At 62.1% G+C, this 23693-nt stretch carries 21 protein-coding genes and 2 riboswitches; of the genes, 8 read left to right on the forward strand and 13 right to left on the reverse strand.

The features are described from left to right. The first annotated feature begins 74 nt into the window (after positions 1–74). From VC35_RS06010 to VC35_RS06020, 3 genes are all read left to right on the forward strand, one after another. Complete coding sequence (locus VC35_RS06010; RefSeq protein ID WP_046038458.1) at positions 75–2030, forward strand: acetoacetate--CoA ligase; 1956 nt, start codon at positions 75–77, stop codon at positions 2028–2030. Positions 2031–2167: 137 nt separating this feature from the next. Beyond that, positions 2168–4705, forward strand: a complete 2538-nt coding sequence (locus tag VC35_RS06015) for a PAS domain-containing hybrid sensor histidine kinase/response regulator (protein ID WP_046038459.1) — start codon at positions 2168–2170, stop codon at positions 4703–4705. Positions 4706–4784: 79 nt separating this feature from the next. Continuing rightward, the gene (locus tag VC35_RS06020) at positions 4785–5060 is read left to right on the forward strand and encodes a peptidylprolyl isomerase (protein WP_007898282.1); all 276 of its coding nucleotides are present in this window, start codon (positions 4785–4787) and stop codon (positions 5058–5060) included. Positions 5061–5238: 178 nt separating this feature from the next. On the opposite strand, the gene VC35_RS06025 is transcribed toward VC35_RS06020, so the two are convergent. The 9 genes from VC35_RS06025 to VC35_RS06065 form a co-directional block, all read right to left on the reverse strand. Continuing rightward, on the reverse strand, positions 5239–6174 hold the full coding sequence (locus VC35_RS06025) for a sugar kinase (protein ID WP_046038461.1): 936 nt from the start codon (positions 6172–6174) through the stop codon (positions 5239–5241). Positions 6175–6304: 130 nt separating this feature from the next. Continuing rightward, the gene (locus VC35_RS06030; RefSeq protein ID WP_046038463.1) at positions 6305–7522 is read right to left on the reverse strand and encodes an amino acid deaminase; all 1218 of its coding nucleotides are present in this window, start codon (positions 7520–7522) and stop codon (positions 6305–6307) included. Between the two features lie 39 nt (positions 7523–7561). Continuing rightward, positions 7562–8326, reverse strand: a complete 765-nt coding sequence (locus tag VC35_RS06035) for an IclR family transcriptional regulator (RefSeq protein WP_046038465.1) — start codon at positions 8324–8326, stop codon at positions 7562–7564. Positions 8327–8380: 54 nt separating this feature from the next. Then, entirely contained in the window at positions 8381–8770 is a 390-nt protein-coding gene (locus tag VC35_RS06040) for a RidA family protein (protein ID WP_046038467.1), read from the reverse strand. A 29-nt stretch (positions 8771–8799) separates the two neighbouring features. Then, a complete protein-coding gene (locus VC35_RS06045) occupies positions 8800–9594 on the reverse strand; it encodes an amino acid ABC transporter ATP-binding protein (RefSeq protein WP_046038469.1) in 795 nt (264 codons plus the stop codon). After that, on the reverse strand, positions 9591–10253 hold the full coding sequence (locus VC35_RS06050; RefSeq protein WP_046038470.1) for an amino acid ABC transporter permease: 663 nt from the start codon (positions 10251–10253) through the stop codon (positions 9591–9593). Before VC35_RS06050 ends, VC35_RS06045 begins: the two co-directional genes overlap by 4 nt. 9 nt (positions 10254–10262) lie before the next feature. Then, positions 10263–10925, reverse strand: coding sequence for an amino acid ABC transporter permease (locus tag VC35_RS06055; protein ID WP_032829783.1), 663 nt, complete (start codon positions 10923–10925; stop codon positions 10263–10265). 51 nt (positions 10926–10976) lie between these two features. Continuing rightward, positions 10977–11825: a transporter substrate-binding domain-containing protein gene (locus VC35_RS06060; RefSeq protein ID WP_046038472.1), complete on the reverse strand. Its 849-nt coding sequence runs from the start codon at positions 11823–11825 to the stop codon at positions 10977–10979. 267 nt (positions 11826–12092) lie between these two features. After that, complete coding sequence (locus VC35_RS06065; RefSeq protein WP_046038473.1) at positions 12093–12497, reverse strand: MerR family transcriptional regulator; 405 nt, start codon at positions 12495–12497, stop codon at positions 12093–12095. 76 nt (positions 12498–12573) lie between these two features. On the opposite strand from VC35_RS06065, the gene VC35_RS06070 reads away from it, so the two are divergent. Further along, the gene (locus VC35_RS06070; RefSeq protein ID WP_046038474.1) at positions 12574–13797 is read left to right on the forward strand and encodes an NADH:flavin oxidoreductase/NADH oxidase family protein; all 1224 of its coding nucleotides are present in this window, start codon (positions 12574–12576) and stop codon (positions 13795–13797) included. Between the two features lie 145 nt (positions 13798–13942). On the opposite strand, the gene VC35_RS06075 is transcribed toward VC35_RS06070, so the two are convergent. The 4 genes from VC35_RS06075 to cobW form a co-directional block, all read right to left on the reverse strand. Next, entirely contained in the window at positions 13943–14488 is a 546-nt protein-coding gene (locus tag VC35_RS06075; protein WP_046038592.1) for a vWA domain-containing protein, read from the reverse strand. 119 nt (positions 14489–14607) lie between these two features. Continuing rightward, positions 14608–15615 carry a magnesium chelatase ATPase subunit I gene (locus VC35_RS06080; RefSeq protein ID WP_046038475.1) on the reverse strand — a complete coding sequence of 336 codons (1008 nt, stop codon included), beginning with the start codon at positions 15613–15615 and terminating at the stop codon, positions 14608–14610. Positions 15616–15837: 222 nt separating this feature from the next. Next, complete coding sequence (gene cobN, locus VC35_RS06085) at positions 15838–19659, reverse strand: cobaltochelatase subunit CobN (protein WP_046038476.1); 3822 nt, start codon at positions 19657–19659, stop codon at positions 15838–15840. Between the two features lie 3 nt (positions 19660–19662). After that, positions 19663–20733, reverse strand: a complete 1071-nt coding sequence (cobW, locus tag VC35_RS06090; protein WP_046038478.1) for a cobalamin biosynthesis protein CobW — start codon at positions 20731–20733, stop codon at positions 19663–19665. A gap of 103 nt (positions 20734–20836) precedes the next feature. Then, positions 20837–21049: riboswitch (cobalamin riboswitch) on the reverse strand. 94 nt (positions 21050–21143) lie between these two features. Beyond that, positions 21144–21369: riboswitch (cobalamin riboswitch) on the forward strand. 121 nt (positions 21370–21490) lie between these two features. On the opposite strand from cobW, the gene VC35_RS06095 reads away from it, so the two are divergent. The 4 genes from VC35_RS06095 (at position 21491) to cobM (ending at position 23641) form a co-directional block, all read left to right on the forward strand. Beyond that, positions 21491–21682: a CbtB domain-containing protein gene (locus tag VC35_RS06095; protein ID WP_046038480.1), complete on the forward strand. Its 192-nt coding sequence runs from the start codon at positions 21491–21493 to the stop codon at positions 21680–21682. Between the two features lie 11 nt (positions 21683–21693). After that, on the forward strand, positions 21694–22401 hold the full coding sequence (locus tag VC35_RS06100; RefSeq protein ID WP_046038482.1) for a CbtA family protein: 708 nt from the start codon (positions 21694–21696) through the stop codon (positions 22399–22401). Continuing rightward, positions 22398–22811: a cobalamin biosynthesis protein gene (locus tag VC35_RS06105; RefSeq protein ID WP_046038484.1), complete on the forward strand. Its 414-nt coding sequence runs from the start codon at positions 22398–22400 to the stop codon at positions 22809–22811. Before VC35_RS06100 ends, VC35_RS06105 begins: the two co-directional genes overlap by 4 nt. Positions 22812–22894: 83 nt before the next feature. Next, positions 22895–23641 (forward strand): precorrin-4 C(11)-methyltransferase, encoded by a 747-nt coding sequence (cobM, locus tag VC35_RS06110; protein ID WP_046038486.1) that lies wholly within the window; start codon positions 22895–22897, stop codon positions 23639–23641. The last annotated feature ends 52 nt before the right edge of the window (positions 23642–23693 follow it).

Genomic DNA, 23693 nt, shown 5'->3' on the forward strand with positions numbered 1-23693 from the left:
GGAGCAAGCTCCCTCGCCACAAGAGCCTGTTCCACATCAGCCTGTGTGAAGGCATAAAAAAGAAGAGGCAAACCATGTCCGACATCCTCTGGCAACCCGACGCCAAACGCATTGGCAAGACCCGCATGGAGGCCTTTCGGCGCTTCGTCAATCAGCGATACCACCTCAAGATCGACGACTACCCGGCCCTGCACCAGTGGTCCATCGAGCAACGCCCGGACTTCTGGCAGGCCATCGTCGATTTCTTCGACATCCGCTTCCACGAGCAACCCGACGCCGTGCTGCTCGAAGGCCCGCAGATGCCCAGCGCCCAATGGTTCCCCGGTGCAACGCTGAACTTTGCCGAACACCTGCTACAGCGTCGCGACGATGCGATCGCCGTGATAGCCGTTGGCGAAAACGGTCAGCGTGACCATTTGACCTGGGCCGAACTGGCCGAACAGGTCGCCGGTTTTCAGAATGGCTTGATCGCCGCCGGCGTCGGTGTAGGCGACCGGGTCGCAGCGTGCATGCCCAACACCTGGCAAACCCTGGTGGCCATGCTCGCCACCACCAGCCTTGGCGCTATCTGGTCCTGTTCTTCGCCGGACTTCGGCACCCAAGGGGTGGTTGACCGGTTCGGCCAGATCGAACCGAAAGTGCTGGTGACTTGCGCCGGTTATCGCTACGCCGGCAAGGAGATCAACCAGACCGCCAAGGTCAACGAAATCCTCGAGCGCCTGCCTTCCCTGCAACAGTTGATCGTCGTGCCTTACGCACGTCCACACGCACACATCGAAGAATTCCGCACCCAGGCCAATGTGACGCTGTGGGACGATTTCTACGAACCCGGCGGCGAACCGGATTTCGTCCCGGTGCCCTTCGCCCATCCGCTGTACATCCTCTATTCCAGCGGTACCACCGGCGTGCCCAAATGCATCATCCACAGTACCGGCGGCGTGTTGCTGCAACACGTCAAGGAGCACGGCCTGCATGGCGATCTCGGCCCCGGTGAACGGCTGTTCTACTACACGACCTGTGGCTGGATGATGTGGAACTGGCTGGTGTCGGCGCTGGCGACAGGCAGCTCCGTGGTGCTGTACGACGGCTCGCCGTTCCAGCCCGAGCCGCAACGCCTGATCGACCTGATCGACGACGAACGCGTCAGCGTCTTCGGCACCAGCCCCAAATACCTCGCGACCCTGGAAAGCAGCGGTATCAAGCCGCGTGAAAGTCATGACCTGAGCAGCCTCAAGACGTTGCTCTGCACCGGCTCGGCGCTGTCGCCGCAGAGTTACGACTACGTCTATCGCGACTTCAAGGCTGACGTGTGCCTGGCCTCGATGTCCGGCGGTACCGACATCGTCTCGTGCTTCGTCAACGGCAACCCGATGTCACCCGTGCGGCGCGGTGAAATCATGGGCAAGAGCCTGGGCATGGCCGTCGAAGTGTGGAACGACGAAGGCCACCCGGTGATCGGCGAAAAAGGTGAGCTGGTCTGCACCCGGCATTTCCCGGCGATGCCCATTGGCCTGTGGAACGACCCCGACGACGAGAAACTGCGCCAATCCTATTTCAGCCTGTTCCCCGGCGTCTGGGCCCAAGGGGATTACGCCGAACAACTGCCCCATGGCGGGATGATGATCCACGGTCGCTCCGATGCCGTGCTCAACCCCGGTGGCGTGCGCATCGGCACGGCGGAAATCTATCGCCAGGTGGAGAAAGTCCCCCAGGTGCTCGACAGCGTGGCGATCGGCCAACAGTGGCAGGATGACGTGCGGGTGGTGCTGTTCGTACGCTTGCGCGACGGGTTCGAACTGGACGAGGCACTGCAACAGCAGATCCGCGAGACGATTCGCGCCAACACCACGCCCCGTCATGTGCCGGCGAAGATTGTCGCGGTGACGGACATCCCCCGGACCATCAGCGGCAAGGTCGTTGAGTTGGCGGTGCGCAATGTGGTGCATGGGCAGAAGGTGAAAAACACCGATGCGCTGGCCAACCCCGAAGCGCTGGAGCAGTACCGAAACAGACCCGAACTCCAGGATTGAAATGGGATTACCGGTGGGAGCGAGCTTGCTCCCACAGGGTACCGTGTCGCCTACCGCTCACCCTGACGGGTCCTCCACAATCGACCACCTGTGCAAGAATAGACGCCAGCTATAGCGAATTGGCGCAGGACTCCCAGATGAACGCAACACCAACCGCCAGCGATGCCCAGGCCTTGATCGCCCGAATCGACTGGGCCAGCAGCCCGCTGGGCGCTGCCAGCACTTGGCCACAAAGCCTGCGAACCGCCGTGGACATCGTCATTCACTCACCGATGCCGATGCTGCTGCTATGGGGTCCGCAACTGACGCAGATCTATAACGACGGCTTTGCCCTGCTCGCCGGAAGCAAGCATCCACACGCCTTTGGACAACCGGCACACCTGATCTGGCCAGAGTTGCAAGACTTTACCGACCCGATCTACGACGCCGTCCTGCAAGGTCAGGTGCGAACCTACAGCGAGCAGCGCTTTACCCTGCAACGCGGGGGCCGGGAATCCGACTTCTGGCTCGACCTGACCTACAGCCCGATCCGCGACGAAAGTGCCGAGGTGTCCGGGATCCTGGTCACCGCCATCGAAACCAACGAACGCCGGCGCATCGCCCTCGAACTCGAACAGCGCTCGGCGGCCAGCCTCAAGGCTCAGCGTGAAACCGAGGAGCGCCTGCAACTGGCCCTCGCCGCCACCGATGCGGTCGGTACCTGGGACTGGGACATCAGTGAGGACCGTTTCATCGCCGATGCGCATTTTGCCCAGCTGCACGGCATCGACCCGGCCATGGCCAGTCAGTTACCGATCACTGAATACCTGCACGGTGTACACCCCGAAGACCGCGCCCTGATCGCCCGCAGCATCAAGCATTGCATCACCCACGGCAGCGAATACGCCGAGGAGTATCGCCTGCTGCAAACCGACGGCCAGATGCGCTGGGTGTTTGCCCGCGGTCGCTGCTACAAGGATCACCATGGCCGGCCGATGCGCTTCCTCGGCGCGGCCCTGGACCTGACCGAGCGCAAACACACCGAACAGGCCTTGCGCCAAAGCCAGACCGAGCTGCAACTGATCATCAACGCCATGCCGATCCTGATCAGCTACGTCGACCGCGAAGAACGCTTTCGCCTGAACAATGCGGCGTACCTGGACTGGTACGGGCTGACGCCGCAAGAGCTTTACGGGCGAACCATTCTTGAAGTGCTCGGCGAAGAAGCCTATGCACTGCGCGCCCCGCACATCACTGAGGCGCTGTCCGGCCGGCCCTGCTGCTTCAGCATCAGCACGCCACACCGCGACGGCAGCGTCCGCCAGGCCCTAACGAATTACTTGCCACGCCATGGTGCGGATGGCGCGGTGAACGGTTTCTACATCTTCGTGATCGACGAAACCGAACGCAAAAAGACCGAAGAAGCCCTGCTCAACCTCAACGAAACCCTTGAGGAACGGGTTGTCGCGCGCACCCGCCAACTCGCCGAAGCCAACGAGCGCCTGCAGAACGAGATGTGCGAGCGCGAGCGTGCCGAAGAGGCCTTGCGCCATGCGCAGAAAATGGAAGCGGTCGGCCAGCTTACCGGTGGCATCGCCCATGACTTCAACAACATGCTCACCGGCATCATCGGCAGCCTCGACCTGATGCAACGCTACATTGCCGACGGCCGCGCCAGCGAGATCGGTCGTTTCACCGAAGCGGCCGTGTCCTCGGCCAACCGTGCCGCCGCCCTCACCCATCGCTTGCTGGCGTTCTCCCGGCGTCAGTCGCTCAACCGCAAGCCGCTGAACCCCAACGAGTTGATTCACTCGCTCGTAGACTTGTTCAGGCGTACCAAGGGCGACCACATCGAACTCAACGTGCAACTGGCCGAGGACATCTGGCGGGTCAGTACCGATGTCAGCCAGCTGGAAAACGCCTTGCTAAACCTGGTGATCAACGCCCGGGACGCCATGCCCGATGGTGGCGAGTTGCAGATCGAAACCGCCAACCTGTACCTCGACGGCAGCGACATCACCACCCTGGAGCCGGTCAAGGCCGGTGACTACGTGATGATTGCCGTCAGCGACAACGGCACCGGCATGACGCCCTCGGTTCTGGCCAAGGCATTCGACCCGTTCTTCACCACCAAGCCCATCGGCCAGGGCACCGGTTTGGGCTTGTCGATGATTTACGGTTTTGCCCAGCAAACGGGGGGCCACGTCAGTCTGTTCAGCCTGCCCGGACGGGGCACCAGCGTGCGCTTGTACCTGCCGCGCCTGCATTCAACCGAACCGGATCAAGTCCTGTCGCCCGTCGTCGGCGAAGCACCGGCGGCGATTGCCGGCGAAACCGTGATGCTGGTCGAGGACGATGCGGCGGTACGCATGCTGGTGCTGGACCTGCTCAAGGAGCTCGGTTACCGCGCCCATGAAGCCGAAGATGCCAAGGGCGCCCTGCCGCTGCTGGAGTCGGACCTGCGGGTGGACCTGCTGGTGACCGACGTCGGGTTGCCGGGCATGAACGGCCGCCAACTGGCGGAAATCGCCCGTCAGCATCGTCCCGAACTGAAAGTGCTGTTCATGACCGGTTACGCCGAGATCGCCGCCGAGCGCCAGGGTTTCCTCGAAGAAGGCATGGACATGGTGGCCAAGCCGTTTTCCATCGACCTGCTGGCCAACAAGATTCGCACGATGATCAGTCAACCGGACTGAGTTGAGGCATAATCGCGCGCCCCCCCGCTGCCACACCCATAGCCACCCTCATAGCCACCACCGTTGCAAGGTACCGCCGATGAAAGCTCAAGCCCGCCATATTCTGGTGAAAACCTCGGAAGAAGCCGAGCAGCTCAAACAACGCATCGCCAAGGGCGAAGCGTTCGATGTGCTGGCCAAGAAGTATTCTACCTGCCCATCGGGCAAGCGCGGCGGCGATCTCGGCGAAGTGCGACCGGGGCAGATGGTTGGCGTGATCGATGCGGTGATCTTCAAGAAACCACTGCGGGTGGTGCATGGGCCTATCAAGAGCAAGTTCGGGTATCACCTGGTGCAGGTGTTTTACCGGGATTGAGTGGCTGGTCAGGCCCCTGTGGCGACGGGGCTTGCCCCCGCTCGGCTGCGCAACAGTCGCAAACCCTGCACAGTCGGTGTGTCATCAAAATCAGATCCAGCAGGTTTTGGGGCTGCTTCGCAACCCAACGGGGGCAAGCCCCCTCGCCACAAAAGCTCCTTCGCCACAGATAATGGATTCAATCCCGTGGGATCAGTGCCCCCGGCACCTGAATCACCCGGCTCGCCAACCGATGCCCGGCCTCGGCAGCTTGCGATGGGCTGCCGCCCTTGAGCCGCGAAGCCAGATACGCCGCACTGAAAGAATCCCCCGCCGCCGTGGTGTCCACCACCCGCTCGACCTTCTGCGCCGGCACCTCGAATGACTCGCCATCACAACGAATCAGGCACGCCTGGGCGCCGCGCTTGAGCACCACTTCCGGCGTACCGATCTGCTCATACGCGGCAAACACTGCGTCACAATCGGCATAGCCAAACAACGCCTGTTCGTCCTCCACCGTCAGCAACGCCATGTCGACATGTGGCAGCACGCTGCGATATGCCGCCCGGGCATCCTCGACCGATGCCCACAGCCGTGGCCGGTAGTTGTTGTCGAAGACGATCCGCGCATCGCGCTGACGAGCTTCGATCAGGGTTTCCAGCAATTTTTCCCGACCTTGCACACCGAGTACCGCCAGAGTGATGCCGCTGAAGTACAGCACGTCGTAATCCGGCAGCGCAGCGAGGATCGGCGCGGCGGCCGGGGTGGTGAAGCAATCGCGTACCGCCGCTTCGTTGCGCCAGTACAGAAAGCGTCGCTCACCGGCGGCGTCAGTCTGGATGCAATACAAACCCGGCAGGCGTCCGGGCAGACGCTGAACCATGCCGAGCCCGATATTTTCCGCAGCCCAACTCTGGCACATCGCGTCGCTGAAACTGTCATCGCCCAGGGCGGTGACGTAGTCCACGGAGCCGTCCTCTCCCAGTTCCCGGGACAGGTACACCGCCGTATTCAAGGTGTCGCCGCCGAAGCTTTGTTGCAGGCTGCCGTCGGCGCGATGCTGCAACTCGATCATGCACTCGCCGATCAGGGCGATGCGTGGAGTGTTGGGGCCCAGGGTGTTGATGGTGTTCATTGTTGTGGGGTCTCTGGTGTTTCTTTGTTGTCTGGTTGGGCCTCATCGCGAGCAAGCTCGCTCCCACATTGGAATGCGTTCCCCTGTGGGAGTGAGTCTGCTCGCGATGGCCGCGCCTCGGTCCTGAGCCTTAGAAACAGGTTTCCATGGTCTCGATGACATTCAGTTGCTCATCCACCAGGCAACCGACACGCCACTTGTCGAACGTCAGGCACGGGTGCGAAGTGCCGAACGAAATGATGTCGCCCACCCGCAGATCAACCCCCGGCGCCACGGTCATGAATGCATGCTGGTCCATCACCGCGGTCACCTTGCAGGCGCTCACATCATCGCCGTTGGCTGGCACCACGCCCGCCTTGTAGCGCAACAACGGCACCGGCAAACCGGCGTCGTAGGCCACATCGCGCTTGCCCAGGGCAATCACCGCAAACCCCGGCTCCGGCAACGACTGCACGTGCGCCCACACTTCCAGCGCAGGACGCAGGCCTTCGTGCAGGTCGCTGCGACGGTCGAGCACGCAGCACTGCGCTTCCTTGTAGATGCCATGGTCGTGAGCCACATAGCTGCCGGGACGCAGCACGCTGAGGAAACGCCCTGCGGCGTTCTGCGCTTCGAAGGACTCGGCAATCAGGTCATACCAGGCCGAACCCGACGCGGTGATGATCGGCTTGGCAATGGCGAAGGCTCCGCTGTCCTGCAACTGCACCGCCAGGCGCACCAGTGATGCGGCGAAATCGCGAATGCCGGTCACCGCATGATCGCCATGGATCACGCCTTCGTAGCCTTCGATCCCGGTCAGGGCCAGCGCCGGTTGCGCGCCGATGGCCTTGGCCAGATCGAGCACTTCCTGTTCGCTGCGGCAACCGCAACGACCACCGACCACGCCGTATTCGATCATGACGTTCAGGCGCACGCCGCGGGAGGCGAAATAGGCGCCGAGGTCGGCGACGTTGTCCGGGTGATCGACCATGCAATAGAAGTCGAACGTCGGGTCGGCCAGCAGGTCGGCGATCAGCGCCATGTTCGGCGTGCCGACCAACTGGTTGGCCATCAGTACCCGGTGTACACCATGGGCGTAGGCCGCACGGGTTTGCGTGGCGCTGGCCAGGGTGATGCCCCAGGCACCGGCGTCCAGTTGGCGGCGGAACAACGCCGGAGTCATGCTGGTTTTGCCATGGGGCGCCAGTTCGGCGCCGCTGTCGCTGACGAACGCCTGCATCCAGCGGATGTTGTGTTCCAGCGCCTCGCGGTGCAGTACCAGCGCAGGCAGGCTGACGTCACGCACCAGGCTGGCGCCAATGGGTGCGGTGCCTTTTTCCACGGTGGCAGTATTGGGGGCAGAAGACATGGTCGAACTCCTCGTTCACGCGGCCGCAGGCAGCCGCTGTTATTCGTTGATGCGACGGGCCAGGCTGTTGGCGCTTTCGATCAGCACCCGGCGGTAGTCGTTGTAGTTTTTCTTCGCATCGGCCCGTGGCGCGACGATGCACAGGGTCGCGATGGCCACGCCGTTGGGGTCTTTGACCGGCGCGGCGAAGCAATGGGTAAAGGTGTCGGCGACGCTATCGAAGGAAAAGAAACCATCCATACCGGCCTGACGGATTTCCTTGAGAAACTGCGCAAGTTCCAAGCGTTCGCCATTGGGCAGGATGAAGTCGTCGTGGTCGATCAGGTCGACGATTGCCTGGTCGCTCAAGTGCGCCAGCAACAGGCGCCCGGACGCGGTCCAGGGGATGGGCGCGTTTTCGCCGATGTCTGAGGAAATGCGGAAATGCCGCTCACCTTCCTTCATCAGCGCCACGGTGTATTTGCGCCCGTTGAGCAGGCACATCTGCGCGGTTTCATGGGTCTGGCTGACGATGTCCTGCAAGGCGTGATCGGCCTCGCGGGTCAGGTCGAAATGGCGCAAGTGAGCCTGCCCGAGAAAATACAACTGGCGACCGAGGTAGACATGACCGTCCTTGCCCACCGGCTCCAGGATCCGACGCTCCAGCAGCGAGGCCACCAGTTCGTAGACCGTGGATTTGGGGCTGCCGATGCCGTTGGCGATGTCGTTCGGGCGCAGGGGCTGGCCGATTTCCTTGAGGAAATCGAGGATATCGAACGCCCGGTCCAGACCGCGTGCCCGGCGCTTGATGGTGTCTTCGGTCATTTCAGTGCTTCCCATTCATAGTCGCCGGGAGTTTACCCAGAGTGTCGCGCTGACTCAGGCCTTTTTCTTGTACGCAATACAGTCGATCTCGACCTTGCAGTCGACCATCATGTTCGCCTGCACGCAGGCCCGGGCCGGGGCGTGTTCGGGTTTGAAGTACTCGGAGAAGACCTTGTTGAAACTCGTGAAATCCCGCGGATCCTCCAGCCACACGCCAGCACGCACCACGTCTTCCAGGCCGAAACCTGCCTCTTCGAGAATCGCGATCAGGTTCTTCATGGTCTGGTGGGTCTGTTCGACAATGCCGCCAGTAATGATCTCGCCGTCCACCGCCGGCACCTGCCCGGAAACGTGCAGCCAGCCATCGGCTTCAACGGCGCGGGCGAAAGGGCGAGGCTGACCGCCAGCGGCGGTGCTGCCGGTGCCGTAACGAGTAATGCTCATGGGTGTTTCTCCTGTTTGAAAATTGAAGGTTAAAAACGGGTGCTTTTGAGAAATTCCGCCAGTCGTGGCGATTGCGGGCGTTCGAACAGGTCCTTGGGTGGCCCCTGCTCTTCGATACGCCCCTGATTCATGAAAACGATCTTGTCCGAGACCTCGAATGCAAAGCGCATTTCGTGGGTCACCAGCAGCATGGTCATGCCGTCTTCGGCCAGACCCTTGATCACGCTCAACACTTCGCCCACCAGTTCCGGATCGAGGGCCGAGGTCACTTCGTCGAACAGCATCAGGCTCGGGTTCATCGCAATCGCCCGGGCGATCGCCACGCGCTGCTGCTGACCGCCCGACAATTGACCGGGAAAGTGATCGCGACGCTCCAGCAGGCCAACGCGCTCCAGCCATTTCTCGGCCAGGGCCACGGCCTCGTCCTTGTGCAGCTTTTTGACCTTGAGCAGGCCCAGGGTGACGTTCTGCAATGCAGTCAGGTGCGGGAACAGGTTGAACTGCTGGAACGCCATGCCGGTCATGGCGCGATGGCGGGCAATGACTCTTTCCGCGTGGCGAATGCGTTTGCCGTTGACCTCGTCATAGCCGATGGATTCACCGTCGAGCAGGATCTGCCCGCCCTGAAACTCCTCGAGCATGTTCACGCAGCGCAGCAGCGTGGTCTTGCCCGAGCCGCTGGAGCCGATCAGCGTCACCACATTGCCGCGCTGCATGCTCAGGTCGACGCCCTTGAGCACTTCGAGCTGGTCGTAACGCTTGTGCAGGCCGCGAATGTCCAGCAGCGGTTGGCCGTTTTGTGCATGGGTTTGAGTCTGAGTCATGGCAAAGCCACCCGCTTTTCAATGTGCCGGCCGAGTAACTCGATGCCGTAGTTGATGACGAAGAACAGGAAACCGGCGAACAGGTAAAACTCCAGGGTCATGAACGTCCGGGCAATGATCTGCTGGGTGCTGAGCAGCAATTCCGCCACGCCGATCACCGACAACAGGGTCGAGGCCTTGACGATCTCGGTGGACGAGTTGACCCAGGTCGGCAGGATCTGCCGCAACGCCTGGGGCAACAGCACGTAGCCGAGAGCCTGGTAGAACGTCAGGCCGATGGCCTTGCTCGCCTCCATCTGCCCGCGCGGCAATGCCTGCAACGCACCGCGCACGATCTCGGCGACATGGGAGCCGCAGAACAGCGTCAAACCCAGTGCACCGGCCTGGAACGCGCTGATCTGCCAGCCCAGTGCCGGCGCCATGTAAAAGCACGCCAGCACCAGCACGAACACCGGCGTACCGCGAATCACATCGACATAAAAACGAAACGGTGCGCGCATCCAGAATTTGCCGTAGGTCAACACCAGACCGGTGACGACGCCAACGAGCGTGCCGAGCAGAATCGCCAGCACCGACACCTGGACACTGGTCAGAAAGCCCTGCCACAGCACTTCCCGCGCCACCCACAACTCATGCAACCAACTGGGGGATTCGTACATGGGGGCCTCCTATCGGCGAATCGCCAGACGCTGTTCGAGGTAACGCAGCATCATGGCAATGAGGTAACAGGCCGCCACATACAGCGCCGTGGTCACCAGCCAGGTTTCTATCACCCGGTAGCTCTCGACATTGATCTTGCGCGCGTAATAGGTCAGCTCCGGTACCGCAATCGCGGCCGCCAGCGAGGTGTCCTTGAACAGCGAAATGAAGTTGTTCGACAGCGCCGGCAATACATTGCGCAGCATCACCGGCACGGTGACGTAGGCCTTGACCTGCCACTCGCCCAGGCCAATGGCCAACCCGGCTTCACGCAGGCCCTTGGGAATGCTCAGCAAACCGCCACGGAACACTTCGGTCAGGTACGCCCCGGCATACAGCGACAGGGTGATGATGAACGAGGGGATCTTGTCCAGCCGGATCCCCAGGCTCGGCAACGCAAAGTAGATCAACAGGATCAATACCAGGATCGGCGTGTTACGAATCACCGTGACATACACCGACGCCAGCACCCGCAATGCGCGGTGCTTGGACAGCAAAGCAAACGCCATCATCAGGCCGATCACGCAGCCGATGGCGATCGACACCAGGGCCAGTTCAAGGCCCATACCGAGCCCCGCCAGCAAAGTGTCGAAATCGCGCCACACGGCGGCAAAGTTCAACTGATAGTTCATGGTCAGCAGTACCTTGAGCGGGGCGCATTTGGGCGCCCTGCTCTCACGGGATCATTTGAATTCGACTGGGAAACCGATGGCCGGGGTCGGCAGGTCTACACCGAACCATTGCTTGAACGACGCCGCGTAAGTCGGGAACTCAACGCCGGTCATGGCTTCATGCAGGGTGGTGTTGACGAAGTTCAGCCAGTCCTGATCGCCGCGTTTGACCGCGCAGGCATAGGTCTGCGGGCTCCAGGCGTAGGCCGGGCTGCGATAACGGCCAGGGTTCTGCACCATCAGGTACTTCACCGAAGACTGGTCAGTGGCCGCCGCGTCGGCGCGGCCGGAGTTCACGGCCTGGTACATCAGATCCACGCTGTCGTACTGATCGACCTTGGCCTTGGGCAGCGCCTGGTGCACCAATTCCTCGGCATAGACGTTTTGCAGCACCGCCACGGTGAGACTGTCACCGGCGGCTTTCATGTCATCGATTTCCTTGTACTTGCTGTTCGCCGGCAGCAGCAGGCCGACACCTTCGCGGTAGTACGGCAGGGTGAACGCCACTTGCTGCGCGCGGCTGGCCGTCACGGTGATGAACTGGCAACTGATGTCGACCTTGTCGGTCAGCAGGTTGGGAATCCGCGCATCGGACGACTGCACCACGTACTCGACCTTGGTCGGGTCGTTGAACAAACCCTTGGCGATCATGTGTCCGATATCGATATCGAACCCCTGCAACTTGCCGTCCGCGCCCTGGAAGTGCCACGGAGCGTTAGTGCTGCCGGTGCCTACAATCAGTTTGCCGCGGGCCAGAACGCTATCGAGCTTACTGTCCGCCGCCTGGGCCACGCCCACGGCAGCGGCGGTAGCCGCGAATAGAAAAACACACGCTTTGAACAAGGAAGGACGGCGATGCATGGCAAGCACTCCAGGGTGATGTTTATTCCGCTATACCGGAACATGGTATGTAACAACGGAATAGACAGCAGAAAGTGTGCCACAGGATGTGGAGGGAATGTGAGGGAGATTGAAATTTGTTTTGAATCAGAGGGATGCATGCAAACTGGAAAAAACGTTACCAAACGCACGGAACCCTGACCGCTACCGTTGGCTACAAAGGGCGGGTATCTGGTTCACAACCGGGCGTTTGGAGGGCCGGTACGCCGATGAGCAATCCGTTCTGACCTAGTGCTTGAATGACGTCATCACCCGCTCGGCATTTTCATCGCAACTCATGCCTTCGGGCCGGGCCTGGATGGTGTCGATCCAGCCCAGCAACTGCGCCTTGCTATGGGCCAGGTGTCGTTGCATCTCTTCGATCTGCTCGATCTTGCGATGCAGGCCGGCCATCAACTCATCGTGCTTGAACGATCCCGTCACATTATCTGGCAGTAACTGCTTGAGTTCTTCCAGACTGAAACCCGCTTGCTGCGCGCACTGGATGATTTGCAGGGTTTGCAGCGCCTGTTGCGAGTAACGCCGATAACCGTTGGCAGAGCGCTCGACCTGGCGGATCAACCCTTGAGACTCGTAAAAACGGATCCGCGATGCGGTCAACCCGCTCAACTGCGCCAATTCACCAATCTTCATTGCGACCTCGTTTACCTGCTTGACATTAAAGTTAACTTTAAGCTTAGCCTCTACTCATCACTACGAGGAGTCAAGCATGTCGCCCTTTCAAGCGTTGAATTTGCCCAACGGCCAGACCATCGGCAATCGCATTGCCAAAGCCGCGATGGAAGAGAACCTCGCCAATACCGACCAAGTGCCCGACCAGGCGCTGTTTCGCCTGTACCAGGCCTGGGCCGAGGGCGAGGCCGGCTTGTTGCTGTCCGGTAATGTAATGATCGACCGCCGCGCCATGACCGGCCCCGGCGGTGTAGCACTGGAAGACGAACGCCACCTGGAGCGCTTCCGCCAGTGGGCCAGCGCCGGTCGGGCCGGCGGTGCGCATTTCTGGGTACAGCTCAACCATCCTGGCCGCCAGACTATGGCCAACCTGGGCCAGCAAGCCTTGGCGCCGTCGGCGGTTGCGCTGGATCTGGGCCAGTTCTCGAAGATGTTCGCCGAACCCAAGCCCATGAGCGAGGACGATATCCAGGAAGTGATCCGACGCTTCGCCACCAGTGCCGCACTGGCCGAGAAAGCCGGTTTTACCGGCGTGCAGATCCACGCCGCCCACGGCTACCTGATCAGCCAGTTCCTATCGCCGCTCACCAATCGGCGTACCGATCAATGGGGCGGATCCCTGGAAAATCGTGCGCGCCTGCTGTTGTCGGTTGTCGAAGCGGTTCGCCAAGCGGTGTCGCCGCAATTTTGTGTTTCGGTAAAACTCAACTCGGCGGATTTCCAGCGCGGTGGTTTCGATGCCGATGATGCACGGCAAGTGATCCAGTGGCTCAACGAACAAGCGATCGACCTGCTGGAACTCTCCGGCGGCAGTTACGAAGCACCGGCCATGCAAGGCGAAGCCCGCGACGGCCGGACCCTGGCACGGGAAGCGTACTTTCTGGAAATGGCCGGTGAACTGGCCAGCGTGGCGCGCATGCCGGTGATGGTGACGGGCGGAATCCGGCGTTTGGCAATCGTCGAACAGGTGCTCGACAGCGGCATCGCCATGGCCGGCATCGGCACTGCGCTGGCCGTGGAGCCGCACCTGGTCAAGCACTGGCGCGAAGGCCAGGACAGCCATCCGCAACTGCCGCCGATCCGCTGGAAGCGCAAGCCTCTGGCAGCGCTGGCGAGCATGGCGGTGGTCAAGTTTCAGCTGAATCGCTTGAGCCGTGGGCGCAAGCCCCGGCCTGAAGTCTCGGCGTTGTGGGCGTTGATTTTCGATCAGTTGTACATTGGCAAGCGTACCCGGCAGTACCGGCAGGCGATGGGTAAGTAACCCGAAACCTGTGGTGGCTAATACATCGCCTTCGCGGGCAAGCCCGCTCCCACAGGTTTCGCGCTGAACACAAATTTTGTGTAAATCACCAACCACTGTGGGAGCGGGCTTACCCGCGAAGATGGCGGCATGAACAGCCCAGAATTCAGCCAGGAAGCAGCTCGTCAATATGACGATACTCAGCCTGCAACTGCGCCGCCAACACCCTGCTGCGCCCAAGCCGAATCGGCCCGCGTTCGATGTCGATCAGCACCCCCGGGCACTCCAGCACGGGCAACAACGGCCAGTCCTTCAGCCGGCCATCGGTCACCAGCAGCAACCGCTGCTGCTCTGCCGGAAAACGCTTTTGCCGTGCCGCAAGCCATCGCCCTGCTTCGCCCAACGCGGCCAGCAACGGCGTGCCGCCCCCGGCGCCAAGGCCATCGAGCCAATGGCGCAACCCGGTCGAGGCCTTCAACCCCTGCACCTGCCACCTGGGTGCAGCACCACTGGCCGTGAGCAACGCCAGTCGCGCACGCTGGCGATAGGCATCGTCGAACAACTGCGCCAGCAAGCCCTTGGCATCGCTCAAGGCCTGATGACGACGGGTCGAAGCGGAGGCGTCAACGATCACTAGCCACAGTTCATGGGGCGAGCGAGTGCGCAGGTGAAACAACAGGTCGTCGCGCTGACGCGGTCGGCCGTTGAGCAAAGTACCAGGCCAGTTGACCAAGCCGCTGCGCGCCGTGTGACGCTTGCCCTGTTTTCCGTGGCCCAGCCGCCCGGCACGGGGTCTGGCATTCGCCCCCACGTCTGAGCGAGGGCGAATGCCTAGGGCTTTTTTGGCCAGCTCGGCACTTCACGTCGTGCGCCGACCGCCAGCGGCTGGGCAGGCAACTCGCCCCACTGGCCTTGCCCTTCGCTCGGGTTGGCGTTTTGCGGCACCGATTGTTGCGCAGCCTGGGATGGCTGAGGTGCCGGTGGAGAATGTTCGCGACGACGATGGCGCAAGGCGAACTCGGCAACGGCGTCAATATTTTCCTCGGCGATCGCGTTCGCCCCGCGCCAGGCGGCGTGCGCCCGGGCGGCGCGCAGCCAGACCAGGTCGGCGCGCAAACCATCGACACCGGCTGCAAAGCAGCGTTCAGTGATGTGTTCCAGCGCCTGATCATCGAGGGGAATGTTTGCCAGTGCGTTGCGTGCGTTCTGGCAACGTTCGCGCAGAGACGCTTGCGCGGATTCCCATTCGGCGCAGAAGCCTTGCGGATCGCTGTCGAAATCCAGGCGACGGCGGATGATCTGGCCGCGCTCGGCCGGCGCGGTGTGGCCACCGAGGGCGACGTTCAAGCCGAAACGGTCAAGCAATTGCGGACGCAGTTCACCCTCCTCCGGGTTCATGGTGCCAATCAGCACGAACTTCGCCGAATGCCGATGGGAAATGCCGTCACGCTCCACCAAATTGGTGCCACTGGCGGCCACATCGAGCAGCAGGTCAACGAGGTGATCTGGCAACAGATTGACCTCGTCGACATAGAGCACGCCACCGTCAGCCTTGGCCAGTACGCCAGGGGAAAACTGCGCGCGACCTTCGCCCAGTGCCGCGTCGAGATCGAGGGTGCCGACCAGGCGCTCTTCGGTGGCGCCCAACGGCAAGGTGACGAACTGACCGCTGGCCAGCAGGTCCGCCAGACCGCGGGCCAGGGTCGACTTGGCCATGCCTCGCGGGCCTTCGATCAGCACACCGCCGATTTTCGGGTCGATGGCGGTCAGGTACAGGGCCAGCTTCAAATCGTCGGCGCCGACCACGGCGGAGAGCGGGAAATGCGGGGTGTCGGTCATGTCAGGCGTCTCATTATGGTCGGTTGTGTCGATCAACAATCCAAAGGACAAACTTGAACTCTGTGGCGAGGGAGCTTGCTCCCGCTGGGGCGCGAAGCGGCCCTCGCATGTCCAGGAAAATCGGGTTATCCGGTTTTACGGCCGCTTCGCAGCCGAGCGGGACGGTGCGGCGTTCCGACAAGCTCCCTCGCCACAGGTTTGTGTTGGCCTCGGGCTTCTGTGTCAGCTGTCTTCTTCTATATCCAGCAACAAATTCTCCAGCGCCTCGCGGTACTCGCCGGGTTCCTTCCACATCCCCCGTTGTTGCGCCTCGAGCATGCGCTCGGTCATGTCGCGCAAGGCATGGGGATTGTGCTCGCGGACAAAATCCCGGGTGTCCGGATCAAGCAAATAGGCATCGGCCAGCAACGCGTACTGGTGATCGTCGATCAACTGCGTTGTGGCGTCGAAGGCAAACAGGTTGTCGACCGTCGCGGCCATTTCGAACGCACCTTTGTAGCCGTGACGTTTAACACCTTCGAGCCACTTCGGATTGGCCGCCCGGGAGCGGATCACCCGGTTCAGTTCTTCTTTCAGGGTGCGAATCTTCGGCAGGTCCGGCTGGCTGTGGTCGCCATGATAGCTGGCCGCCGCCTCGCCTTTCAGGCTTTCCACCGCCGCGAGCATACCGCCCTGGAACTGGTAGTAATCGTTGGAGTCGAGCAAATCGTGCTCGTGGTTATCCTGGTTTTGCAGCACTGCCTGCACCTGGCTCAGGCGCTGGCTGAACTGTTCGCGGGCGGCGGTGCCCTCGTCGGAACCGCCATAAGCGTAGCCGCCCCAGTTGAGGTAAACCTCGGCCAAGTCCTCGCGGCTCTGCCACAGGCGACCATCGATAGCGCCCTGCACGCCTGCGCCGTAGGCACCGGGCTTGGCCCCGAAAATCCGCCAGCCAGCCTGACGCCGCGCAGCGTCTTCATCGAGCCCCGCCTCAAGCAGAGCTGTGCGCTCGGCACGTACCTTGGCCGCCAACGGATTGAGGTCATCCGGCTCATCGAGGTCGGCCACCGCTTGCACCGCCGCGTCGAACAAGCGAATCAGATTGGCAAAGGCATCGCGGAAGAAACCGGATACGCGCAAGGTCACGTCGACCCGAGGACGGTCAAGCAAACTCAACGGCAGGATCTCGAAATCATCGACCCGCTGGCTGCCGGTGGCCCAGACCGGGCGCACGCCCATCAGCGCCATGGCCTGGGCGATGTCATCACCGCCGGTGCGCATGGTCGCGGTGCCCCACACCGACAGACCGAGCTGGCGCAAATGATCGCCGTGGTCTTGCAGGTGCCGTTCGAGAATCAGGTTGGCCGACTGGAACCCGATGCGCCACGCCGTGGTAGTCGGCAGATTGCGCACGTCCACCGAATAGAAGTTACGACCGGTGGGCAGCACGTCCAGGCGGCCACGACTCGGTGCGCCGCTGGGACCGGCCGGGACGAAGCGACCGCTCAGGGCATCGAGCAATCCGCGCATTTCCGCCGGGCCGCAGGCGTCCAGACGCGGGGCAATGACGTCACGCAAACCATCGATAATGGCTTGTACCTCAATCCAGTCGGCCTCCTGTAGGAGCGAGCCCCCTCGCCACACAAGCCCGTTCCCAGAGGAGATTGGTGTGGTTTGAGCCTCTGGATTCAACGCGTCCGAAATCAACTGCGCGGCAAACAGCTCCAGGCGTTCGCGAGTATCGCCCGCCGTGCGCCAGGTCTCTTCGCTGATGCCCACAAGAAGCTCAGGGCGCGGCCCCGTCCACGGCTCGGCCAAGGCGCAATCGAGCGGATCGAACCCCAGCCCGAAAGCCTTGGCCAGTGCCCGCAGCAGACTCGACTGCGCGCCCCGGCCATCGCCCCGTGGAATGCGCAACAGCGCCAGCAAGGTATCGATACGCAAACGACCGGTGGGCGATTCGCCGAACACATGCAGGCCGTCGCGGATCTGCGACTCTTTCAAATCGCACAGGTAAGTGTCGAGCCGTGGCAACCAGATCGCCGCGTCGGCATCGCTGTCGAGCTGTTCATCCAGTTGCAGTTCACGGTCGATGTGGGTGTCGCGTACCAGTTGCAAGATATCGCGCTGCAACTCTCGGGCACGACGCGGGTCGAGCAACTGCGCTTCGTAATATTCGTCCGCCAACAGTTCGAGATTGCGTAGCGGGCCGTAGGTTTCGGCGCGGGTCAGCGGTGGCATCAGGTGATCGATGATCACGGCCTGGGTGCGCCGCTTGGCCTGGGCGCCCTCGCCCGGGTCGTTGACGATGAACGGATAGATGTTCGGCAGCGGCCCGAGCAACGCATCTGGCCAGCAATGTTCCGACAGCCCCACGCCCTTGCCCGGCAGCCATTCGAGGTTGCCGTGCTTGCCGACGTGGATCACGCCGTGGGCGCCATACGTGTTGCGCAGCCAGAAGTAGAACGCCAGGTAACCGTGGGGCGGCACCAGGTCCGGGTCGTGATACACCGCGCTCGGGTCGACCTGATAACCCCGGGCAGGCTGAATGCCGACGAAGGTCAGGCCAAAACGCAGGCCGGCGATCATCATCCGTCCGCTGCGGCACATCGGGTCGCTTTCCGGCGCGCCCCAACGTTCGAGCACCGCCGCGCGGTTGGCTTCGGGCAGTGCATTGAACATCACCAGATAGTCATCCATGCCCAGGCTTTGCTGGCACGGACGCTGGTCGAGAGTCTCGAGATCGTTGCTGACGCCGCCCAGCAACTGCTGGATCAACGCGGTGCCGCTGTCCGGTAACTCAGCCGGCAATGGATAACCTTCGGCATGCAGCGCCCGCAGGATATTCAGCGCCGCTGCCGGGGTGTCGAGGCCGACGCCGTTGCCGATGCGGCCGTCGCGGGTCGGGTAATTGGCGAGAATCAAGGCAATGCGTTTTTCAGCATTGGGCACCCGTGCCAGATCGACCCAGCGCCGGGCCAGTTCGGCGACGAAATCCATGCGTTCCGGTTGTGGCCGGTAGCAAACCACATCCGACTGACTGCGCTCACTGCGCCACGCCAGGTCCTTGAAACTGATCGGGCGGCTGATGATGCGTCCGTCCAGCTCCGGCAAGGCAATGTGCATCGCCAGATCCCGAGGGCCAAGCCCCTGTTCGCTGGCGCGCCAGCCGGGTTCGTTATCCTGGGCGCAAATCGCCTGGATCACCGGAATATTGCGGCGAAACGGGCGCAGATGCGGTGCTTCGGGACTGGATTGGGCGAAGCCGGTGGTGTTCAGGATCACCGAGACGCTGGCCTCATCCAGCCAGTCCTCGACCGCGCAAAGACAACCGGGCTCTTTCAGGCTGGCCAGCGCAATCGGCAGCGGATTCAACCCCGCCGCCTGCAAGCGCTGGCAAAAAACATCAATGAACGCGGTGTTCGCCGCCTGCAAATGCGAGCGGTAAAACAGCACCGCCGCCACCGGTTGATCGGCGTGCCAATCGGCTTGCCAGTCGCTCAGTGCGGCGGAGTGTTTGTGCGGATGGTAAATCGCCGTGCGTGGCAGGGTTTGCGGCTCGCCCCAGGTGTAATCACGGGCCAGCCAGCGGTTGGCCAGACAGCGGAAGAAATCGAGGGCGTTGCCCATGCCCCCCTGGCGCAGAAACTGCCAAAGCCGGTCGCGATCCTCGGCGCCGACAGTGCTCAGGTCACTGAGTTCCGGATCCGGGCGATCATCGCCCGGCACCAGAATCACCTGCACGCCGCGCTGCGACAGTTCGACCAGACGCTCGATGCCGTAACGCCAATAGGCGATGCCGCCGTGCAGCGAAATCAGGATCACCCTGGCGTGACGCAGCACTTCATCGACGTACAAATCGACCGAGGCATGGTTCTGCACCTGCATCGGGTTGGCCAGGCGCACGCTCGGGTAATCGTCGGGCAACTGCTGCGCCGCTTCGGCGAGCAGCGCCAGGCTGGAGTCGCCGCTGCACAGGACCACCAGCTCGGCGGGGGTTTGTCCTAGGTCGGCAATGTTGTCATCCGACACGAAACCGCCGGGCTGGGTCCTGAGCAGGTGCATGGCTTACACGCTGAGCGCGGCGCGCAATTGCGCTTCGAGAACAGTGGCGTCCAGTTCCTGGCCGATCAGCACCAGGCGGGTGACTCGCGCTTCTTCGGCGCCCCACTGGCGGTCGAAATGCTTGTCGAAACGCGTGCCCACGCCCTGGATCAGCAGGCGCATCGGTTTGTTCGGGATCGCCGCAAAACCCTTGACCCGCAGGATGCCGTGCTGGACCACCAGTTGGGTCAGCGCATCCAGCAGCAGGCTTTCGTCGGCTTGCGGCAGTTCGATGGAGATCGAATCGAAGGCGTCGTGATCGTGGTCATCATGATCGTCGTCGCCATCGTGATGATGGTCGTGGTGGCTGTGACGGCTGTCGATGTGTTCTTCGGAGCCGGCACCCAGGCCGATCAGCACGTCCAGCGGCAGGCGACCGCTGCTGGCTTCGATGATTTTCACCGCTGGCGGCAATTCCTCGGCGACTTCCAGGCGCACGCGGGCCAGGTCCGCCGGGTTGATCAGGTCGGTTTTGTTGAGGATCACCAGGTCAGCGCTGGCCAGTTGGTCGGCGAACAGTTCGTGCAGCGGCGATTCGTGGTCCAGGTTCGGGTCGAGTTTACGCTGGGCGTCGACCTGGTCCGGGAACGCGGCGAAGGTGCCGGCGGCCACGGCCGGGCTGTCGACCACAGTGATCACCGCATCCACCGTGCAGGCACTGCGGATTTCCGGCCACTGGAAGGCCTGCACCAGCGGCTTGGGCAGCGCCAGACCGGAGGTTTCGATGAGGATGTGGTCAAGATCGCCGCGACGGGCCACCAGTTCGCGCATCACCGGGAAGAATTCTTCCTGGACGGTGCAGCACAGGCAACCGTTGGCCAGTTCATAGACACGGCCGTTGGCTTCTTCTTCGGTGCAACCGATGGAGCACTGCTTGAGGATTTCGCCGTCAATGCCCAACTCGCCAAATTCGTTGACGATCACCGCGATGCGGCGACCCTGGGCGTTGTCGAGCATGTGCCGCAGCAGCGTGGTTTTACCCGAGCCGAGAAAGCCTGTAACGATGGTGACGGGGAGTTTGGCCAGTGTTTTCATCGGATGCCCTATGGCTAATGTGGCGGGCATACGGGACGACGACCGGCAACGCGGACGCGCATGCCTGAAGAGTTCGCCACCGGATCACCCCGCCCGGTTGAAAGTGAGAATCTGTGACGAGGCAGGTCTCCTGGCTGACGGTGTGCCGGCCTTGAGCCTGGCATTCGCTGCGCCTTCCCGCCGGCCTCATGGATTGAGCCTGCAGTGGCGTGGCAACGAACATCACCGTTCACAGTTGCGGGGGCAGCCGCGGCATCGACCGCGTTCCCTTCTTAGCTTCGACAAACGCCGAAGAACCTCGAAAGCGCAAGGCTACGCATGGTCTTGGGGCGGGTCAATGCTTGCGATCCCTGTGGCGAACCTTAAATGCGAACCCTTGCCAATTGACGCCCAACCCCCGGCCATGCTCTCCTACACACCTTGTTACGGGTGCCCTTCACAGGGTGAAACGGGAAACCGGTGAATCATGTGCTTTACTCTTAAGCCATGTCAGTCCGGTGCTGCCCCCGCAACGGTAAGCGAGCGAAGCGTCAGATCCACTGTGCCACTACGGCATGGGAAGGTGATGCTTTCAGGTTCAGGCCCAGGCCTTTGCCCCTCGTGAGCCCGGAGACCGGCCCGCAACACAAAGTGACCAGTACGATCACTGAACCAACAAACCCGCGGTGGGCGGGCGCTGTTTTAAACCTTGCGCGCCTGGTCGTGCGGGTTTTTGCATGCGCTCTTATTCCCCGCTGACAGACCAGAGGGAAACGCCATGTCGATCATCAGCAGCGCCGAACACACAGCCGCGAGCACCACCTCAACCCTGACCCAACGTCTGGCCACCGCCATCTGCGCGTCGATCCTGGGCGCGTGCCTTGTGTATTTTGCCGGTTTCTCGCACATCGAAGCGGTGCACAACGCCGCCCACGATACCCGTCACAGCTCCGCGTTCCCGTGCCATTGAGTGCTGTCGACATGATCAAGCGTATTGCGCAAACCGCAGGTTTCACCGGGCTGCTGGCCGCCCTGTTGCTGACCCTGCTGCAAAGCTTCTGGGTCGCCCCGCTGATTTTGCAGGCCGAGACCTACGAAAAAGCCGAACCGGCCGCTGTTGAAATGCATGAACACGCCGACGGTGCGATGGCTGCCCACACCCACGATGCGCAAGCCTGGGAGCCGGAAGACGGCTGGCAGCGCGTGCTGTCGACCACCGGCGGTAACCTGGTGGTGGCCGTCGGTTTCGCCCTGATGCTGGCCGGCCTGTACACCTTGCGTGCGCCGACCAAAACCTCGCAGGGCCTGCTCTGGGGCCTGGCCGGTTACGCGACCTTCGTGCTCGCACCGACCCTCGGCCTGCCACCGGAACTGCCAGGTACTGCCGCCGCCGATCTGGCACAGCGGCAACTGTGGTGGATCGGTACGGCCGCGTCCACTGCCGTCGGTATCGCCCTGATCGTATTCAGCCGTCACTGGCTGATGAAAGTCCTCGGCGCGGCGATCCTCGCCGTTCCCCATGTGATTGGCGCGCCGCAACCGGAGGTGCATTCGATGCTCGCTCCAGAGGCGCTGGAAGCCCAGTTCAAAATCGCTTCGCAACTGACCAACGTGGCGTTCTGGCTGACCCTGGGCCTGATCAGCGCCTGGTTGTTCCGTCGCAAAAGCGATGGCCAGTACCACGCATGACGGATATCAGCACAGCGCCGACCCTGGTGGTCGGCCTGGGCTGCCAGCGCGGCTGCCCTGTCAGCACGTTGCTGGCGCTGCTCGATCAGGCGCTGGAGGCACACCAGATTGCTCGTCATGAAATCAAGGCGCTGGCCAGCATCGATTCGAAGCGCGACGAACCTGCGTTAATCGAACTGGCTCAGCAGCTTGGCCTGGAATTGATGTATTTCAGCAGTGAACAACTGGCCGTTTATGAACCGCAACTCAGTCATCAATCGCAAATAGCCTTTGAACGCACCGGTTGCTACGGCGTGGCGGAAAGCGCCGCACTGGCCCTGGCCGAACAACTGGCCCAGGCCCCGGCAAAACTGCTGATTCCACGACAAAAATACGCCCAGGCAACCCTGGCATTGGCCGGCGCTGCGTAAAAAACCGATAATCCCCCGCTTTGATCATGAACATTCTTCATCTGAAGCCCTGTTCAGCCCCTTTTTCCCCACAGGAACCGACGATGACCGTCTACTTCATTGGCGCAGGTCCCGGCGACCCCGAACTGATTACCGTCAAGGGCCAGCGGCTGATTCGCAGCTGCCCGGTGATCATTTATGCCGGTTCCCTGGTGCCTGCCGCCGTACTGGAAGGTCACTGTGCCGAACAAGTGGTCAACAGCGCCGAACTGCACCTGGAACAGATCATCGACCTGATCAAGACTGCCCACGCCAAAGGCCAGGATGTGGCCCGGGTGCACTCCGGCGATCCGAGCCTGTATGGCGCCATCGGCGAGCAGATTCGCTATCTGCGTGAGCTGGGCATTGCGTTCGAAATCGTACCCGGCGTGACGGCCACAGCCGCTTGCGCAGCGCTTTTGGGCGCAGAACTGACGCTGCCGGACGTTTCGCAAAGCGTGATCCTGACGCGCTACGCCGACAAGACCGCCATGCCTCCCGGAGAGGAATTCTCCAGCCTGGCGCAGCACGGCGCGACCATGGCGATTCATTTGGGGGTTAATCACCTGGCGAAGATCGTTGAAGAACTGCTACCCCATTACGGCGCCGATTGCCCGATTGCGGTGGTTCACCGTGCGAGCTGGCCGGATCAGGATTGGGTGGTGGGCACGCTTGAGGATATTGCCGGGAAGGTTGAAGCCAAGGGCTTTCGCCGTACGGCGTTGATTCTGGTGGGTCGGGTGCTGGGCAGCGATAACTTCAGCGAGTCGTCACTGTATCGCGCGGGGCATGCGCATCTCTACAGACCCTGAAAGCACCTGTGGCGAGGGAGCTTGCTCCCGCTGGACCGCAAAGCGGTCCCAA

Source organism: Pseudomonas fluorescens (assembly GCF_000967965.1).
Classification (GTDB): domain Bacteria; phylum Pseudomonadota; class Gammaproteobacteria; order Pseudomonadales; family Pseudomonadaceae; genus Aquipseudomonas; species Aquipseudomonas grandcourensis.

Coding starts and splice junctions, on each gene's coding strand:
- VC35_RS06010 (WP_046038458.1), top strand. CDS start 75: ATGTCCGACATCCTCTGGCAACCCGACGCCAAACGCATTGGCAAGACC.
- VC35_RS06015 (WP_046038459.1), top strand. CDS start 2,168: ATGAACGCAACACCAACCGCCAGCGATGCCCAGGCCTTGATCGCCCGA.
- VC35_RS06020 (WP_007898282.1), top strand. CDS start 4,785: ATGAAAGCTCAAGCCCGCCATATTCTGGTGAAAACCTCGGAAGAAGCC.
- VC35_RS06025 (WP_046038461.1), bottom strand. CDS start 6,174: ATGAACACCATCAACACCCTGGGCCCCAACACTCCACGCATCGCCCTG.
- VC35_RS06030 (WP_046038463.1), bottom strand. CDS start 7,522: ATGTCTTCTGCCCCCAATACTGCCACCGTGGAAAAAGGCACCGCACCC.
- VC35_RS06035 (WP_046038465.1), bottom strand. CDS start 8,326: ATGACCGAAGACACCATCAAGCGCCGGGCACGCGGTCTGGACCGGGCG.
- VC35_RS06040 (WP_046038467.1), bottom strand. CDS start 8,770: ATGAGCATTACTCGTTACGGCACCGGCAGCACCGCCGCTGGCGGTCAG.
- VC35_RS06045 (WP_046038469.1), bottom strand. CDS start 9,594: ATGACTCAGACTCAAACCCATGCACAAAACGGCCAACCGCTGCTGGAC.
- VC35_RS06050 (WP_046038470.1), bottom strand. CDS start 10,253: ATGTACGAATCCCCCAGTTGGTTGCATGAGTTGTGGGTGGCGCGGGAA.
- VC35_RS06055 (WP_032829783.1), bottom strand. CDS start 10,925: ATGAACTATCAGTTGAACTTTGCCGCCGTGTGGCGCGATTTCGACACT.
- VC35_RS06060 (WP_046038472.1), bottom strand. CDS start 11,825: ATGCATCGCCGTCCTTCCTTGTTCAAAGCGTGTGTTTTTCTATTCGCG.
- VC35_RS06065 (WP_046038473.1), bottom strand. CDS start 12,497: ATGAAGATTGGTGAATTGGCGCAGTTGAGCGGGTTGACCGCATCGCGG.
- VC35_RS06070 (WP_046038474.1), top strand. CDS start 12,574: ATGTCGCCCTTTCAAGCGTTGAATTTGCCCAACGGCCAGACCATCGGC.
- VC35_RS06080 (WP_046038475.1), bottom strand. CDS start 15,615: ATGACCGACACCCCGCATTTCCCGCTCTCCGCCGTGGTCGGCGCCGAC.
- cobN (WP_046038476.1), bottom strand. CDS start 19,659: ATGCACCTGCTCAGGACCCAGCCCGGCGGTTTCGTGTCGGATGACAAC.
- cobW (WP_046038478.1), bottom strand. CDS start 20,733: ATGAAAACACTGGCCAAACTCCCCGTCACCATCGTTACAGGCTTTCTC.
- VC35_RS06095 (WP_046038480.1), top strand. CDS start 21,491: ATGTCGATCATCAGCAGCGCCGAACACACAGCCGCGAGCACCACCTCA.
- VC35_RS06100 (WP_046038482.1), top strand. CDS start 21,694: ATGATCAAGCGTATTGCGCAAACCGCAGGTTTCACCGGGCTGCTGGCC.
- VC35_RS06105 (WP_046038484.1), top strand. CDS start 22,398: ATGACGGATATCAGCACAGCGCCGACCCTGGTGGTCGGCCTGGGCTGC.
- cobM (WP_046038486.1), top strand. CDS start 22,895: ATGACCGTCTACTTCATTGGCGCAGGTCCCGGCGACCCCGAACTGATT.